At 33.1% G+C, this 17,801-nt stretch carries 15 protein-coding genes; 6 read left to right on the forward strand and 9 right to left on the reverse strand.

Annotated features, from left to right (window positions below; all coding sequences use genetic code 11):
* Nucleotides 1-45 precede the first annotated feature (45 nt).
* Nucleotides 46-1,158: a porin gene (locus tag C1X07_RS14765; protein ID WP_103070801.1), complete on the forward strand. Its 1,113-nt coding sequence runs from the start codon at nucleotides 46-48 to the stop codon at nucleotides 1,156-1,158.
* Between the two features lie 43 nt (nucleotides 1,159-1,201).
* Here the strand turns inward: C1X07_RS14765 and C1X07_RS14770 are convergent, their stop codons facing one another.
* A complete protein-coding gene (locus C1X07_RS14770; RefSeq protein WP_241507267.1) occupies nucleotides 1,202-1,816 on the reverse strand; it encodes a DUF1684 domain-containing protein in 615 nt (204 codons plus the stop codon).
* Nucleotides 1,817-2,320: 504 nt separating this feature from the next.
* Between C1X07_RS14770 and C1X07_RS14775 the strand changes: the two genes are divergently transcribed.
* From C1X07_RS14775 to C1X07_RS14785, 3 genes are all read left to right on the forward strand, one after another.
* On the forward strand, nucleotides 2,321-4,531 hold the full coding sequence (locus C1X07_RS14775; RefSeq protein ID WP_103070803.1) for a hybrid sensor histidine kinase/response regulator: 2,211 nt from the start codon (nucleotides 2,321-2,323) through the stop codon (nucleotides 4,529-4,531).
* 108 nt (nucleotides 4,532-4,639) lie between these two features.
* Nucleotides 4,640-5,854, forward strand: a complete 1,215-nt coding sequence (locus C1X07_RS14780; protein ID WP_103070804.1) for an MFS transporter — start codon at nucleotides 4,640-4,642, stop codon at nucleotides 5,852-5,854.
* A gap of 24 nt (nucleotides 5,855-5,878) precedes the next feature.
* Entirely contained in the window at nucleotides 5,879-6,640 is a 762-nt protein-coding gene (locus tag C1X07_RS14785) for a DJ-1/PfpI family protein (protein WP_103070805.1), read from the forward strand.
* Nucleotides 6,641-7,563: 923 nt separating this feature from the next.
* Here C1X07_RS14785 and C1X07_RS14790 read toward each other — a convergent pair.
* The 3 genes from C1X07_RS14790 to C1X07_RS14800 form a co-directional block, all read right to left on the reverse strand.
* On the reverse strand, nucleotides 7,564-8,907 hold the full coding sequence (locus C1X07_RS14790) for a hypothetical protein (RefSeq protein ID WP_128755286.1): 1,344 nt from the start codon (nucleotides 8,905-8,907) through the stop codon (nucleotides 7,564-7,566).
* A gap of 153 nt (nucleotides 8,908-9,060) precedes the next feature.
* Nucleotides 9,061-9,609 (reverse strand): sigma-70 family RNA polymerase sigma factor, encoded by a 549-nt coding sequence (locus tag C1X07_RS14795; RefSeq protein WP_103070807.1) that lies wholly within the window; start codon nucleotides 9,607-9,609, stop codon nucleotides 9,061-9,063.
* 447 nt (nucleotides 9,610-10,056) lie between these two features.
* Nucleotides 10,057-10,521, reverse strand: coding sequence for an Lrp/AsnC family transcriptional regulator (locus C1X07_RS14800; protein ID WP_103070808.1), 465 nt, complete (start codon nucleotides 10,519-10,521; stop codon nucleotides 10,057-10,059).
* Between the two features lie 237 nt (nucleotides 10,522-10,758).
* Between C1X07_RS14800 and C1X07_RS14805 the strand changes: the two genes are divergently transcribed.
* Complete coding sequence (locus C1X07_RS14805) at nucleotides 10,759-11,142, forward strand: hypothetical protein (protein ID WP_103070809.1); 384 nt, start codon at nucleotides 10,759-10,761, stop codon at nucleotides 11,140-11,142.
* Between the two features lie 26 nt (nucleotides 11,143-11,168).
* On the opposite strand, the gene C1X07_RS14810 is transcribed toward C1X07_RS14805, so the two are convergent.
* From C1X07_RS14810 to C1X07_RS14830, 5 genes are all read right to left on the reverse strand, one after another.
* Nucleotides 11,169-11,555 carry a hypothetical protein gene (locus tag C1X07_RS14810; RefSeq protein WP_103070810.1) on the reverse strand — a complete coding sequence of 129 codons (387 nt, stop codon included), beginning with the start codon at nucleotides 11,553-11,555 and terminating at the stop codon, nucleotides 11,169-11,171.
* Between the two features lie 140 nt (nucleotides 11,556-11,695).
* On the reverse strand, nucleotides 11,696-12,382 hold the full coding sequence (locus C1X07_RS14815; RefSeq protein ID WP_103070811.1) for a hypothetical protein: 687 nt from the start codon (nucleotides 12,380-12,382) through the stop codon (nucleotides 11,696-11,698).
* Nucleotides 12,379-13,707 (reverse strand): amidohydrolase family protein, encoded by a 1,329-nt coding sequence (locus tag C1X07_RS14820; protein ID WP_103070812.1) that lies wholly within the window; start codon nucleotides 13,705-13,707, stop codon nucleotides 12,379-12,381. Before C1X07_RS14820 ends, C1X07_RS14815 begins: the two co-directional genes overlap by 4 nt.
* Nucleotides 13,708-13,774: 67 nt before the next feature.
* Entirely contained in the window at nucleotides 13,775-15,316 is a 1,542-nt protein-coding gene (locus tag C1X07_RS14825) for an alanine/glycine:cation symporter family protein (RefSeq protein WP_103070813.1), read from the reverse strand.
* Nucleotides 15,317-15,409: 93 nt separating this feature from the next.
* A complete protein-coding gene (locus C1X07_RS14830; RefSeq protein ID WP_103070814.1) occupies nucleotides 15,410-16,528 on the reverse strand; it encodes a helix-turn-helix transcriptional regulator in 1,119 nt (372 codons plus the stop codon).
* 340 nt (nucleotides 16,529-16,868) lie between these two features.
* Here C1X07_RS14830 and C1X07_RS14835 point away from each other — a divergent pair, with 340 nt between their 5' ends.
* Complete coding sequence (locus C1X07_RS14835) at nucleotides 16,869-17,570, forward strand: hypothetical protein (protein ID WP_128755287.1); 702 nt, start codon at nucleotides 16,869-16,871, stop codon at nucleotides 17,568-17,570.
* Nucleotides 17,571-17,801: the final 231 nt, after the last annotated feature.

Below are 17,801 nucleotides of genomic sequence, written 5' to 3' on the forward strand. Positions count from 1 at the left end.
TTTTACACTTTCAATTAAAAATCAGTACAATAATTAAAACCAATTATGAAAGCAAAGACCATCACAAACTTTTTAAGTAAAGTAACACTTATTACTTTATTTTTTTTAAGTTTTACTGCTGTTAGCCAAGATGAAAAACCAAAAAACACATTAGAAAAACTTCTCTCCAAAGTAAGCCTATCCGGATCAATAGATGGGTATTTTAGACATAATTTTGGGGCGCCAAATGATAATACTATAGCTCCAAGAACTTTTTTTGTAGATGAAAGTGGATTTGCTTTAGGAATGGCTAATACAATTTTGAGCTATGATGATGAAAATGTTGGGTTTGTAGCTGATCTTGTTTTTGGACCAAGAGGGCGGGATGCTGTATTTAACTCAGATGAATCTGCCCAAATCATTAATCAGTTATACGTTTATTGGAATGTAACTAAAAATGTGAAACTAACATTCGGAAACTTCAACACTTATATTGGGTATGAGATGATTACTCCTACAGAAAATTTTAATTACTCTACATCTTATATGTTCACATATGGTCCTTTATCTCATACAGGACTAAAAGCCGACTTTTCTATTAACGAAAAATGGTCTGCAATGGTATCTGTGATGAACCCAAGCGATTATACCGAAAATAATCCATTTGACACCTATATTGTTGGTGCACAATTAGGATATGAAGTAGATAGAGGCAATGCATATCTTAATTTCAGATATGGAAATGAAGGTAAACCCGGAGAAGTGGGACCTACCTTTCAGGTAGATCTTACAACCGGATGGAACCTTACCGAAGATTTTAATCTTGGAGTAAATACTACATATGTAACAACAGAACCACAGGAAAATGGAGATACATCAGGATTTTATGGGGTTGCATTATATCCACAATACAAAACATCAGAAAAGTTTTCTATTGGACTAAGAGGTGAATATTTCTCTGTATACAACAACGGATTAACAGATGTTATTGGTTTGGATTCTGATGGTGATGGAAATGTTATTGCCACTACATTAACTGGTAACTACAATATTGGTCCCCTAACCTTAAAACCAGAATTAAGATTAGATGCTACCTCAGAAGATTTCTTTATTAACAATGATAGAGAAGCAACAAAGAGCCTCTCTTCTTTTGTTCTAGGGGCTGTATATAAGTTTTAACGGTATACCCAAAAAGCGCTCTATTCCTTTAGGGCGCTTACTTTTATTTATTTTCAAGTTTTTTTTTAAACTTTTTAACTCCTACAGGAACTTCGATGTCCAAATTATTTTCTTCTGGTGGTATTGGGCAAGAATAACGATCATTGTATGCACAGTAAGGGTTATAAGCAGTATTAAAGTCAATTAATATCGATTCATTTTCAGGTATCTTTAAATCAATAAAACGTCCTCCAGCATAGCTAGTATCTCCGTTGGTCAAATCTGTAAAAGGAAGAAATAGGTAATCTTCATATTCTGGTTGAGTTTTTAATCCTTGATTCTGATAAATATTCAGAACGTAGGTTTGGTCATCAAACTTAAAATGTGCCTCTCCATACTTAACATACAACGGTTCTCTACCGGTTGTAGTTTTCATAATAAAAGGAGTCTCATACTGTGTACGAACAAATTTTGCCAGAATACAAAAGGAAGTATCTATTTTAAAAAACTCAAGAGCTTTGAACTGCTCTAAATCTTTTACTGTCAAAGGCGAAGTACCTTCAGAAGAAAAATCTCTATTTAACTCTTCCTGAAAAGACAATATTCTTTTTATTGCCGTAGAATCCTGAGCAACTACATTTCCAATAAAAAATATTAATAAGATTGACAATCTAAACACCGACATTTATTTTTTTGCAAAAATACAATTTACAATTAGAACTCATCTAAACACTTTTATTTTTATAAAACCGTTAACTTTCACTAGCAACAGCCCTCTTTCTTAACTTCAAGTTCTTATTAGGAGCAAAACAAATACGTTTTCCAATTCAACAAAAAAACCGACATAATTGCAAACACCTCTTCTTTATTACGAAATCATTACTTCACACAAAGAATTCAAAAAACCATAAACATCTGGTTTAAAGATAATTAAATTTTTAAACAAAAAGTTTAAATACGTTAAATAGAAAATTAAAGAATAATTAATTAACTTATAACAGCAGATGAGTTGGATATAGCACATCTCAACCTCATAAAGGAGTTACAAATTAGTAATTCAACCTCCCTAAATTTCGGATTACTAAGCATATAAACACTACAAAACACCTTTTATTTTTTAATAACCTAAAAAGTAATTGATCAGAGAATGTAGAAATTCATTATTAAATCTCATTAAAATTATATGAGAAATGTAGTTATAAAATTATTAGTACTTCTCTCTATATATAGAGTGAGTTCGCAAGAACTTTTTTTAACAAATAATGTCATAGAAGACTCTATTCAAGTTTTATTGCAAAAAACGAGATATAACTTACAAATTAAAAATGATATTATACTATCTCATAGAGATGCACAACAATTACTTATTTACAGCGAACATATAACAAACCAGGAGCTAAAAATCAATATATACCTCTTATATGCCGAATTACAAATAAAGATGTATAATTTTGATATGGGTATCCACTATTTTGATAAAGTCAAAAAAATATGCATCGCTACAGATGATTTCAAAAGACTGATTAGGGTAAATATTGCAACAAGCATTTCTCTTAGAAGCTTAAAGAAATATGATGAAATGGAGCAGATTTTAAACGAAAGTTTAAAGCTTATTTATAACAATCAAGAAAAAGGATCATATTTAGAATTAATGGTTTTACATGAAATAGCCATATTTTATAGTTATGATAAAAAAACTCCTCGAAAAGCAATCTCTTATGGGAAGCAGTTTTTTGAAGTACTTGACAAATTAACTCCATTAAATACATTAAACACTGGTTTTAACTACTATAAAGAAGAAGGGGCAAAAATAGTATCCTTAGAACTCGGTAAATCTTTTTTAGAAATTGGAGATTTAAAAAACTCATTTTTCTATCTGGAAGATGCCAGAAACTTTTATGAAAGAGAAAAAACTGACTATGAGAAAATGCAACGACTGTATCAATATTACGAAAAGTATTATGTTGTTGTAGAAGATATGGATATGATCAGTTACTACCGAGAAAAAAGAATTGAATATCAACAATTATATATTGAGAATCTTATCAATAGTTTTAAATATATTCCGAAGTTAAACAACCAACTCTTTTTAATGGAAAAAGAGAATCTTTTAAACAATGCAGAAATTGAAAAAAACACCCAGTTATCCAAAAAACAAAAAACGATCTCCTGGCTGCTTGGAATTATAGGTAGTTTATTTTTTCTCTTAGCAATATATTATAAAAGAAGAAAAAGATACATAAAACAAACCAATAAAATCTTATCGCTAAAAAACGAAGAATTAAAAGAGGCATCTAAGATAAAATCCCGTTTTTTTTCAATAATGGCTCACGAGCTCAAAACACCTATTTATGGAGTAAAAAGCTTAACGAGTATTTTTGTTGAAAAAGGAAATCTAAAACCAGAACAAATAGAAGCATTAAAATTTTCTGGAGATTGCCTTCAATCCTTGGTCGATAATGTAATTGCTCTTACCAATATTGATAACGAAAAAATTCAGTTAGACAATCATCTTTTTGCCTTTGATAATTTTATAAATCAAGTATTAAATCCTGCAAAGAGTCATGCTTCTCAAAATAATGTAAACTTACATCTTGATTATAAAAATGATAACGCAGAACTCTTACTAATTGGTGATCAATTTAAATTGTTTCAAATACTAACCAATCTATTAAATAATGCTATCAAGTTTTCGGAGAATGGAGATGTATATTTAAAAATTAAAAAAGAAGAAGAAACCATTTCTCAGGTTAAGCTTGCTTTCACAGTTATCGATAATGGTATTGGAATCCCTCCCGACAAAGTACACTCTATAAATGAACTATTTACAAAAAACAAATATTCAAATCCTTTTAATAAAGGAACAGAAATAGGACTCTATATTGTTAAAAAACTAATTGATTGTTTTGACTCTAAGGTATATTTTAAAAGTACTGTTGGTAAAGGTACAGAGTTTGGTTTTCGTATTACATTTAGAAAAGCTGAAAAAAATGTAATAAAAGATGAATTACTGATTAGACCTCCAGACCATAAAAAGAAGATATTAGTTGTTGATGACAATAAGATAAACCTAATGGTTTCTTCCAAACTTCTAGGCAACCTTGATATGGAAAGTATTATTTGTATAAATGCTAATGACGCTCACAATGTTATAAATAAAGCATCTCCTGACCTTATTTTAATGGATATTAACATGCCAAAAAAAGATGGTTTTATCCTCACTAAAGAGATTAGAGAATATAGTGACATACCCATAATAGCCCATACAGCAGTTGCCGACAAAGACGAAATAAAAAGACAAGCATTATCCTGCGGGATGAATGATGTTTTATTAAAACCTTACTCTAGAGAAGAGCTGCTAAGAATAATTAACAAATGGACTTCTGCATCCTAAAATATACCATAGGTTTACAATTAATTTTCATAAAATTATATTTAGATCTTTGACAATAACCTACTTTTACCGTATTATTTTGGAGGTAAAACACAAATTGAGGACACATTGCTAAAAATTTTTATTAATTATTTTAAGTCTTTTTCAGGATTATCCAAGGAGATCTGGTGGTTAGCCTTGATCACACTTATCAATAGAGCGGGTGCAATGGTTATCCCCTTTTTATCCCTGTATCTAACAGATAACTTAGATTTTTCTTTACAGCAAGTCGGTTGGGTAATGACTAGTTATGGGTTGGGTTCTTTTCTAGGAGCATGGCTAGGTGGTAAATTAAGTGATCAAATTGGGTATTATAAAGTTATCTTAGGCTCTCTTATATTAACAGGACTATCATTTATAGTTATTCAATACTTCACAAGTTTTTGGAGTATTTGCATTGGTTTTTTTGTTTTAATTGCTATTGCAGACACTGCTCGACCTGCTTTTTTTGTTGCCCTTAGTGCCTATAGTAAACCTGAAAATAAAACTCGATCACTAACTTTTATTCGATTAGCCATTAACTTAGGATTCTCTGCAGGACCCGCACTTGGTGGATTAATCATAGCATCTATTGGTTATTTTGGATTATTTTGGGTAGATGGAATCACTTGTATTATTGCCGGATTGGTAATGACCCAAACACTTCATCCCAAAAAAGCAAAAGTACTCGATAAAGAAGTTATTATTAAAAACCCTGTAAAAGCATATAATGACAGGACATATATCCTTTTTTTAGTCGCCTTAGCATTGTTTGGTTTTATATTTGTTCAATATTTTTCGACCGTTCCATTATATTACAAAGAAGTGCATCAACTATCAGAGGAAAAAATAGGATTGTTACTCGCTTTAAATGGAGGGTTAATATTTCTCTTTGAAATGCCTCTTATTGCTTATCTAGAAAAAACAAGTTTTTCTAAAATCGGCAATGTTATTGGAGGATTTGTTCTCACCGGAATCAGTTTTATTTTATTATTGGCAACCCCTTGGGCAGGAATTCTGGTAATCGGTATGGTTATAGCAACTTTGGGAGAAATGATATCCTTTCCTTTCGGAAATGCCTTTGCTCTAGACAGGTCAAAAAGAGGTCGACAAGGTGCATATATGGGATTGTATAGTATGTCTTTCTCTGCCGCACATATTTTTGGGCATAATTCTGGGATGCAGTTTATAAATAAATTTGGTTATGATAATGCCTGGATTTTCATGGCGTTGATATCCTCTCTAGGAATATGTATATTATACATTGTAAAACGGAAACTAAACCGAGAAAAAACCACAAGCTAAGTGTCATTTTTTAAATTAAGATTTATGAAAGGTATTTTTTTATTTTTTTGTTCTATAGTACTAGTTAGCTGCACTCAAGTACAGCAAGAAAAACAGCTTGACACTATAGAGGTAAGCACTATAAAACAGAAAAAAGACTTCCCAAAATTAGAACCTAACAGATATAATGTTGCATTTTTGATAATGGATGGTACATATAATACAGAGTTTACGGCCCCGTATGATATATTTCAACACACACAGTATCGTGATAGCATAAAACAAATGAATGTTTTTAGCGTTGCTAACACCGATCTTCCGATAACGACTTTTGAAGGAGTTAAAATTACTCCAGACTACAACTATGTAAAAGATTCGATCCCAAAGATAGATATCCTGGTAGTACCTAGTGCAGAACATCATTTGGATACTGACCTTGATGATCAAGCTATGATTAATTTTGTACAACAAGTAGATAAAACAGCTACATTCATGACTTCTCACTGCGATGGGGCATTTGTCCTTGCCAAAGCAGGAGTGCTCAATGGTATTGTATCTACAACTTTTCCCAGTGATATCGACAAAATGCGTGCAATGTTTCCTGATTTAGATATTAGAAAAGAAGTATTATTTATACATGATAAAAAGTACATAACCTCTGCTGGGGGAGCTAAAAGTTTTGAAGCGGCTTTATACCTATGTGAATATTTATATGGTAAGGAAATTGCAAAATCACTTGCCGGAGGATTAGTAATTGACTGGGAGCTACAAAACGTACCACATTTGATTATAGAAAACAAACAGTGAAGGCATTCCTTGTTAAGAACGCCTTCAGTTTTTAGGGCAAATTACGTACTCTCTTTAGTTTCAAGATTTGGGGTCTATAGACTAATGTCCTCACACCTAATTCGACCCTGATGTATTCCAAACTAATATTTTAAATCCATATCGTCATACAAGTTAAAATGTTAGTTTATGGACATACATCAAAGTATTTTTAAGATGTAGTAAATGTAAGGTAAAAAAATTGTATTACCAAAAATAATTACGATAAAAAACATAAATATTCGATGAAATACACAAAATTTTGTGATTTCAAATTAATTTGAAACTAAATACTATAGATTTGGAGTTGTTTTTTTTGATTAGTTTGTTATAGCCTTTAGAAAGTGTAGAACTAAAGTCATACCTATTGATATCAAAGAAATAATCTTAGCAAAAAGTTTTCCAAAATTAGGGTCTATAATCCATACTATTAATTTCAATAACAGATTGCATATACAGTATTATTTAAAATTAGAAGAAAATAAAACTTACCACTTTTCATTTACTTGTATAGGAAAAATTAAAAATAGCTAAAGTTATAATTAGTGATTGTTGATAGCCTAGGAAAAAGAGAATAGTCTAAAAACTGTATTACATCCAACAAAAAAAGGCATTCTATGCTAAGAACGCCTTTTTTTGTTTTTTAGGGCAAATTACGTACTCTCTTTAGTTTCAAGATTTGGGGTCTATAGACTAATGTCCTCACACCTAATTCGGTCCTGATGTATTCCAAATTAATATTTTAAATCTATATCGTCATACAAGTTAAAATGTTAATTTAAGGATATACATCAATGTATTTTTAAGATGTAGTAAATGTAATGTAAAAAAATTGTAATACCAAAAAAAATAACGATTAAAAACATATAAAATCGATGAAATACACAAAATTTTATGATTTCAGTTTAATCTGAAACTAAATATTTAGATTTTCCGAGGTATTGTTTAACCAATTTATTATAGTCTTTAGAGAGTTTTAGTGCCAAGGTACCTTCAATTGTATAGAGAGCATCCAAGTCTTTAAATTCGTTTTTTAGTAGTTCTTTCAGATAAAACAAAGCTGTTTCAGAATCCTGATCTTGTGCACACAATGAAATAATCTTTAGGTAGGAATCAAAATCTTTGGCATCTACCACTGTACAAAGTATATTTAGGTATAATTGTTCTTCAAAACCTCCTTTTTCATCTAATGTACTCTTCTTATACTCGCTAGCAAGATATTTTAAATATCCTTTTACCCTATGCCCCATCTTACGGGCAAATTTCTCTTTTCCAGAAATTAATGTATCCAGTAGCGATACCTGATATTTCCACCAGCCCAAATTTTCATAATCCAAGACTTCTACATCTTCATCCATAGAAAAAGAATACATTTCACGAAGGAAAATTTCTTTATTTTGATATTTTGTTTGAAGTCGCTTCTCTAGCCTGTAATTCTTTTCTTTTTTAATTTCCTTCTGTTTTTCCTTCAGGTAACTAGTACTAAAAAACATACCATACTTAATACGTATACGTTTTATTTCTTTATAAGCATCCAAAAGCTTGTTTCTAGCTATATACTCTTCTACTTGTTCCATTTCATGCTCAAACAAATTCTGAATCCAGAGAGAATCTTTTAAGACTTTCCCTTTATGCATTGCTTGTAAAGTAAAGGTAGAAAGTACTTTTTTGGCAAGTTCTTTTTTTACCTCCTCTGAGTCTTCTTCATATACAAGCACGTCTGCGGGTATAGCTTTGCTTTTTAAGTAACGTTTATTATCCAAAAAATCTCTATATCTATAATTGTCAGTATTTACAATACCTTGGTATGAGAAATTCTTTTTAATCTTTATTGCAGAATTATAATAATATGTATCCTCTATTGCCAATACTCCTGCTATGGTATCAGAATGCAATGCAGGTAATATACTCATCAATTTTGCATTACTTTCTACTCCTACCAGATAAACCCTTTCTTTCTGTATCGGGAAAAGAGATAAAATATGCTCCAGAAACTTACTTATATACGCTACTTTTTCTTTGATTTCTTGGTGTTCACTAAAGGTACTAACAGCTAGAATGTATTCGTTTTGTTCTGCAGCTTCTTTGGTTAGTTTCATAATACTATTACTTTCTTCTGAAGAACGAAATCCTAATAGTATTGGATAGGTTTTATTAGTGCTAAAAGTCTTAGGTAAATAAATACTATAATAATTACCTGTAGAAGGTTCTATCAACGAGTCGACAATCTTTCCTTTCTTAATTGCCAATGTATTTTGAGTATACCCAAAGTGAGTCAGGCATACGATAATTATAAAAAAGTGCTTTTTTAGAGGATACAACAACACGGTTTAATGATTTTATAACTAAATAACACAAAAAAAATACGACTTAATAGATTTTGGCAGTATTTTAATATCTTTTTAGCGACAAATTTTACACCCTTCCTTGTCCTTTGCTTCTCCCACTAACTGTCCTTTATCATTAAGCTTGTAATCGCAACAATTCATATAACCTTTTATCAGCATTTTCCTAGCACGTTGTATTTGAGATTTTATAGTGGGCAAAGGCACCCCTAATTGTTTAGCGATTTGATCTTGCTTAAGACCTTTGATATCCGATAAAAGTAATGGAATTCTATATTTTTGAGGTAAGGCATTGATCAGCCCAGGCAGGCAATCTTTTTCTGTATGCACATGGTTAGAATCTGATTCCTCACTTACTTTTTCATCTACATCTTCAAAATCTACGGTATATCTATTTTCTTTGTAAAAATCGTATACTGTATTTCTTGCAATCGTGAATAACCATGGTTTGATTTTAGAATCATTTTTAAGCCTTCCTATATTGTTATGAGCTTTTACAAAGGTCTCTTGTATCAAATCATCAGTAATTTGATTATCCCTGACTTTGCTCTTTATAAAACGCCTAATCTCATCTTGATATGTTTCCCAGATTTGCAAAGTTTTCATAGGGCAATAAAGCAGAGTTTTTTTTCTAATTTAATCGTAAAACAAGAACAAAAACAGAATAGTGCTTTATCTCTTATTTTACGATCAACTAGTAGTATAATTAACAATTACATCCAGAACATTCGCAGTTCATTGAAACACAATTAGAACACTGCCCTTCAATACAGCTAGAACATGCACAGGTACATTCTTTATTTTTCATGATTTACATTTTTTAAAAGATTATATATAAGTAAGACTAAAAATCTTATAAAAAGATGCATTATATTATTACAAATGTATAAAATAGATCTACGATCACTAAATATTGGGGTACAAAAAACGTCTGAACAAATTCAGACGTTTTTAATCTTTCCCTCGTACTCTCTTTAGTTTCCCTTGACTAATGTCCTCACACAAGATAAAGATGAATTCATACTATAAATATAATCAAATCCTATGCCAAAATTATATTTCTAATTCCCCCAATTCACTATGATCTGTAATTGGGTTATTCTCTATTAGATTAGAAAGTATAATATGTGTTTTGACTTCTCCATACGTAATAAGTCTATCTATAAACTCTTGCAAGTGTATTTGATCCCTAAGCACTACCTCCATGATTATATTTTCATTTCCAGTAATTCTATAACAGTTCACAACTTCCTTAAAATCAGATACTCTTATCAAAAATGGTTTTAACCTCCCCATGAATGCTCTTAATGTGATCATAGCTTTTAACTGGTATCCTGTTTTTGTATATGATACATCGGCCATGTATCCTTTTAAAACACCATAATCTTCCATTTTTTTAATTCGCTCGGCAACGGCAGGTGAGCTTAGCCCAACTTTTCTTCCTATTTCTGCGTTTGATAATCTTGCATTTTGCTGTAGGGATTCTAAAATCCCCCAATTGGTAACATCTATTTTCATCTGGTACTTATCTATCCTTTTAAATCATAAAACAAAATTTGCCTTGTAGTTATTTCATTGAGATTGAAATTCTCATTAAGCAAATTTTGTACATCCAAATCCTTTTACTTCTATTCGTGTTGATTTTAAACAAAAAATAACATTTATAATTAATAAATAACGTAAATTAACCAATTAACTTTAAAATAGAAAGAAAAGTTCATAAAAATAGCTTTATTTTTGAAATAAGAAATTGCTATGAGATTACAGCCTCGAAATAAAAGATTATATAAGAAAGCTATTGAAATATTTACGTTATCGCGAAGTATTTCGAAGTATCTTGGTGATGATTTAGCTCCATTACAAAATAATGGAGGAGAAAATCCTCATATCTATTTTACGGGAGATATTATTAGACAATCAGATGCGTTGGCTCCTAAAATAATAAATGCCGAAAATCAAGTTTTTCAGGATGATCGTATTAAACAGGCAACCTCTCTTATACACATCACCAATAAGCTTTATAAGAATTGTGAGCGACTAGAGCAATCAGAAAGTAATGGCAAAGAATTCTTAATCCTATTGCGTAAAGAGCTACGCAAATTTAAGCACCTACAACGCTCCTGGATGATGAGCCTATGACTTGGATTTGCTTTTCTATAAAATAGCTACTCTGACCTCCCTTTGTTTTTTACCAAATTTGGATAGACAAGCCTGATTATCTCGTCTAAGTATTCCTTTTGTATAGTTGCAGACTGATAAAGGTTAGAGTTTTTCATTGCTATTGCCTGAGCAAAAATTTTGTACCGCAATCGTTCTAGCATTTTATCCATTTCTATATCTGACAAAGCTTCTATTATTTTTAGTTTGCCCAATTCTTTTTCCCACCATAGGATATCCATTTTTTCGGGATTCTTATGTTCTTTCATAAAACGATTGTTAAACTTGGTAGTGAGTTTAACTTCTTTGTCCAGTGCTTTTTCTACAGACTTTATAGAGTTTTTATACCCTTTACTTTTCTGAAGCTTCTCATACTTCACATAAACACTATCCATGTTATAGAAAGACGGATACGTTAGTAAAACTCGTTCATAATTTTCTATAGCTAATAGTATGTTATTCTCTTTTTCGGCTTTTAATGCTATTTCATAATTCTTTCTATAGCTATCAAAAATTTGCTCTTCGGTTTTGGTTTTTATTTTTTTTTATGGGATTGTATCGCTAACCAGTCAAATGCTTTTAGGATTTCTTTTGAAGGAGGCCAACTATGATTACCGTCATATGTAATCAAGGTATGATTAAAATTAAGTTGCTGTAAATATTTTTTTACCGTTAGCATTTCTGTATAATTCATATCTCGGTTACCACAAATGCCCACGTAAGAAAATTGTTGAATAGAAGGCATTTGAGATTGGTTTTCAGAAAATCCAGCACCACAACCTATTACTCCTGCAATTTGATTGGTCATCACTGCTATTGTCGAAGCTAAACGCGCACCTCCTGAGAATCCAGCCAAAAACACTTGATTTTCATGTACTTTAAAGTTAGAGAACACAAACTCAAATAACCTGTTGGCTATATCAAAGTTACCAGCATAGGGTCCATTTCTATTATTATTAGAACATATTAATATATGACTGTATGCTTCTGAAGCTTCAATAAAAGGTGTTATCCCCACTTTACCTCTGGCAGCTGGTTCAAAAATAAAAACAATTGAAGAGGGTTTAGAGGCGTCAAAGGAAGTAGGAAGGTATAATGCAAAGGTCTCACTAGAGTTTTCAAAAACAGAAATAGAATCAATTACTTTCCCTTTTTCAAAAACCTGCTGTGCGTTGCCTAAAAGCACACCCCACCATAGAAATACAAATAGTTGTAGTCTCATTTATACTGCTTTCCATGTTTTATCACGATATCTACATCTTGCAAAATACTTATATGGCGTAATACATCTCCTTTTACCGCAATGATATCTGCATATTTACCTTTGGTAACTGTTCCTACTTTGTCGGCAACTCCCATCCATAAAGAAGGCCAATAGGTTGCTGCTCTAATAGCATACATCGGATCAATTCCAAATTCATTTACCCAAACATCTAGTTCATTCCAGGTAGATTGACTATGAAATTTCATAGGAATACCGCTATCCGTTCCTATCATCAACACTACTCCTGCATCTATTAGTTGTTTGATTTTGGTTTCTAATGTAGGTTTACGCATGGGTGTTAGTTGAAAATAAGGCAATTGATCTTTATGGGCAAAACTATTCTTTATATCGGCTACAATGGTATCATGCAATCCTCTATGCCAGGAATCATTATCCAAATGTTCGCCGTGATCTCTAACATATTCATAATTATATAACCCTTCTACGGTAGGGCACCAATACATTGGTCCCAGGTTCATTTGCGCTGTTCGCTCCTTGATTGCCTTCATAACATCATCAGGATATTTTGGAGCCGAAGATAATCCTGTATGCTCAAAGCAATCTACCCCTGCTAATAGTCCTGCTCTGATTTCTTGCGGTCGATGTCCGTGTGCTACGACCTTGAGATTGTATTTATGAGCAGTATCTACAACAGCTTGTAATTCTCCGGTAGTCATCTGATCCTGATCAATAAGTTTGACGCAATCTACTCCGGCATCGGCGAGTTTTTTGATTTTCTTTTTGGCATCCTCTACTCCATTTATTCCCCAACGAAATGCTTCTGTACCGGGATATGGTTTTTTTTGAATAAAAGGTCCCGAAACATACAATGTTGCTCCGGGTATCTCTCCTTTATTAATACGATCTCGCACGGCAATACTTTCTTTTAGAGGGGCGCCCAAATCCCGTGCACTAGTAACTCCCGCCATCAGTAATTGTTCTGCAGATGATGGCATAATTACATTTTCTAACAGTGGCGGATAGACCCTATCCCAATACTCATAATCAGCATGACCATTAATCATCGTATGTACATGCATATCCCAAAGTCCAGGAAGAACAGACATTCCTTCTGTGGAAATTACCTGAGCATTTTCTGGAACTTTTAGTGTTTCAAGCGTACCGACCTCTTTAATCCTATCGCCCTCTATAATGATTACACTATTTTGTATTGGCACAGCTCCGAATCCATCAATTAATGTACCTCCTACAAGTGCTTTGATATTTTTTTGTTGCGCAAATGAAAGTGTAGTTATACATAGCGCTATCCATAATGTTTTCATGATGAGTTGTGTTTCTCTAAAGATAAAAAAAATCAAAAGACTTGATTTATCCATACTTCTCAACCTTCTATTTAATCATAGCCGCTATATTTTTTTGATATCGTTTTAGCTCTTCTTTTACTTTAGAACTTAACAAAAATAGACCAACCATATTGGGTACCATCATGGCAAAGATCATGGCATCACTAAAATCTGTTACAGCATCTAAAGTAGCCGCAGCTCCTATTACGGTAAAGCAACAAAAAATAAATTTATACACATACTCTGTTCGTTTACCTCTTCCAAAAAGGTAACTCCATGCCTGATATCCATAATACGACCATGAAATCATAGAAGAAAAAGCAAAGAGTAGCACGGCAATCGTAAGGAGGTAGGGAAACCACGATACACCGCTTTCTAATGCTGCAGCAGTAAGAAGTACACCTTGCTCATTATTGATTTCGACTCCAGTACTTATCTGCCCAGTAATAATTAAAACCAACGCGGTCATTGTACACACTACTACAGTATCAATAAAGGGTTCTAGTAACGCTACCAAACCTTCACTGGCAGGAAAACGAGTTTTTACAGCACTATGGGCTATAGAAGCACTACCTACTCCAGCTTCATTACTAAAGGCGCCTCTTCTAAACCCTTGTACCAATACTCCCACAAAACCTCCTAATACACCCTCAGGGTGAAAAGCTCCATTCCAAATAGCTTGACAAGCGGCAGGAATAGCCGAACTATACAGCACCAATACTACGAGTACAGATACAATATAGGTAAGTACCATAAAAGGCACCACCTTATCGGTTACACTTGCTATCTTTTTAATCCCTCCAATGATAACAACTCCTACCAGTATTGCCATGATAAGCCCAAATATCCAGCCTTGCCCATGAATCATAGCATTTTCTGAAACAATCACATGGTTAAACAATTTGAATGCCTGGTTTACCTGAAACATGTTTCCACCTCCAAAAGAACCACCGATACACATAATAGCAAAGAGCACAGAGAGTACTTTTCCAATTTGAGTATATCCTTTTTCTCCCAATCCTTTTGATAAGTAATACATAGGTCCACCAAAAACTTTCCCCGTACCATCTACTTCTCTATACTTAACTCCAAGGGTGCATTCTACAAATTTTGAAGACATCCCCAGTATTCCTATAATTACCATCCATAATGTCGCTCCTGCTCCACCAATGGATAGAGCAATAGCTACTCCTGCAATATTACCAAGACCCACTGTAGCAGAAACTGCTGTAGTTAATGCCTGAAAGTGACTTACCTCACCATTTACATCCGCTTCATCTTTTGCTTTTGAAATTACTCTAGAGGATGATTCTTCAGATTCTTTTTGTTCCTGATTTTCTAGTGTATCATATTTACCACGAACCACTTGTATGGCAGTAAAAAAGCTTCTAATATTGATAAACCTAAAATAAATTGTAAAATAGGTAGCTCCTAATATCAATACCACCACTACCCATGGGATACCCACAGACTCAGTAATTGGTATTTCGGCAAGCATGGCATCTACAAACCAAGATGTGGCTTCGCCAAAAGCCTGATTGAGATTTTGATCAATTTTTTCTTCTGAGATAAGTACTGGTGCTGTCATGATATAATTTTTAAGGCAAATTGCCCCAAAAACCAGTATTACAAAAGGTTAAGTAGTATTCAAAATTTGTAATCCAAATGGTTAACCATGGGGTTACGTAGTATCATTAAGAGAAGTATATTTAAGAAAACTATTGGCTTTTGCAAAAGCTATCAATTGTTCTTTACCCCCAGCCCCGCTGATATTAAGCATCTTTTTGATTTGATGGATATGCGTCTGAAATCCGTCTGTGCTGATATGCATTTCCTGCGCAATCTCTGTGTATGATTTATGACTCCCATAATATGCCAAATATCCCAAAACTTCTTTTTGTCGATCAGAAAGTTCTATTTTGGAGGTTGCTCTCAAGGTTTCAAGATTGTTTTTTAAGGTTTTGATGGTATCCAGATGACTTTCGTTTGCCAATCGTAGTTGCTCATTTTCTTTCTTAAGTTTTGCTTTTTTAATTTCAAGCTTTTGAGCCAAACTTTGCTGTTGCTCCTTTTCTGAAAGAAATTTCCAGCTATATAAGAGAATAGAAAACAAAAGAATAAAAAGAAACTTAAACGAAATAGCTGTTATACTCCCTAGTACACTCCAAAATTCCTGATCCATAAACTGCAAAACTCTATCCTGAGGTATGATTCTATGAGAAACCGCAATAACGATTAACACAAACAGCATAAATGTTGGCAGATACATAAATCGCATTTGTCGACTCACAAAAGCTTTATTAAGTTCATAAAGCAAAGAAATTGCCACCAGAATTGAAATAGGAATATCAATAAGCCAAATGAAATTATTACTTATCATAGGATTACCATAAGACGATGCTATAAAAACAAAGGCAATCATCCCTAATACACCACAAAAGACAGCTACAAACTCTTTAACACTAAATCGCTGTACCAATCGTACTACAATCCCTGGCTTTTGTTGATGCTCTATAGAAGGTAATGATAATATGATAAATAATGAATTTGCCAGTGAGACGAGTACTCCAAAATAGATAAGTACCTTATTGGTAGAGGACCATTGTAATCCTACCACCATAATCAGGTTTATCAACGCTCCCAGTCCCCATACAAATATTGCCAGTCCAAACCATTTGATCCCATGGATTGCTCTGGCATCTGCTCCTCTACGCCTTTCTTTGGTAAATATTCGCTGAATCACTACTGCCGAAATAAGGCAAACAATGGCTGTTACTGTATATTCTATAGTATTATACACATTAAAGTTTTATGCCTAAAGATATTGAAATTTTGAATATTCAAAAGGGGTTAGTGAGTGCTTAATATCAATTCTGATATATTGAAGCTTATTTTGTATACACTTGATTTTTATCATCCTACTCCTTTAATTTTATATTTTTTTTATCTGTTTTTTACATAAAATTAACGCTGCTCAGAATCTCAATTTCAAAAAATGAAACTGGCATATCATAACATTGTACTTCATCTAATTTATTAACTAATACCATGTTATTTTAATTCTCTGTGTTCTCCTCAAAGTATTTAGAGAGAATATACAGAAGAAAAAAGAGCATATGGTATCAAAAACACACACAAAAATGTCTAAAGAAAATTATGATGCTAAACTAGCATTACTCGAAGGCTTACTTCAGGAAGAGGTTAAAAAACCGACAATTCCTATTGATGTATTTATGCAAGAAGCCGAAAACCTGTTTATATGGGCAGAAGAAGACAAAGAATTATTAACTAGCAAAGGGCTAGATTGGGAGCAATTAGGTAAAGATCTACCTACCCGTACAGGCGCATGTCGATATGCTCAAGCCCTATGGATGAAAGAGCGGTATAATCAGGAAGAAGCTGCTAAAGCTTGGAAAACAGAGGCTCCCAAAGCATATGAATTTAGAAATGACCTGATGGCAGATTTGCGTTTTGCTTTTCGCAAACGTGCCGATTTATTGGCACGTGTAAGAGCTATTGCTGATGGAGAAGGCGATGCAGATATGATTCAAGATCTGATGGATATCAGTGTATTGGGAAAGGCAAATATCGCAGAGCTCGAAAAAATCAAATATGATCCAAAAAACTTTGATCTGGCAGCACAAAAATCTGATGCTCTTGCTGAATTGCTGGCAAAAGCCAATGGTGCTACATTAGACAATTCTAAAGCCAAAAACATACGGGATAGAGCCTATACCCATCTAAAGGAAGCTATAGATGAAGTAAGGGATACAGGTAAATACGCTTTTAGAAAAGACCCAGAGCGATACAAAGGATATATTAGCAGGTATAAACGTCGATAATCTATTGCTATTACTGACCCGCGCACAGGGTTGGGGCTTCAGCGCACCGCTGGAGACTCCCCCTACTGCGCGGGTTTGTTTTACCCTTGCGCGAGACATCACCTCTATGCCGATGGTCGAGACCAATAGTGCGGGGAACATAGACCTTGATGCGCTGAAGCTCTTTACTTTACCGCTGATCGATACTAGCAGTGTGCGGACGCCATACAGAATTGCGATGGCAACATCACT

It is taken from the genome of Aquimarina sediminis, assembly GCF_002895435.1.
Lineage (GTDB): Bacteria > Bacteroidota > Bacteroidia > Flavobacteriales > Flavobacteriaceae > Aquimarina > Aquimarina sediminis.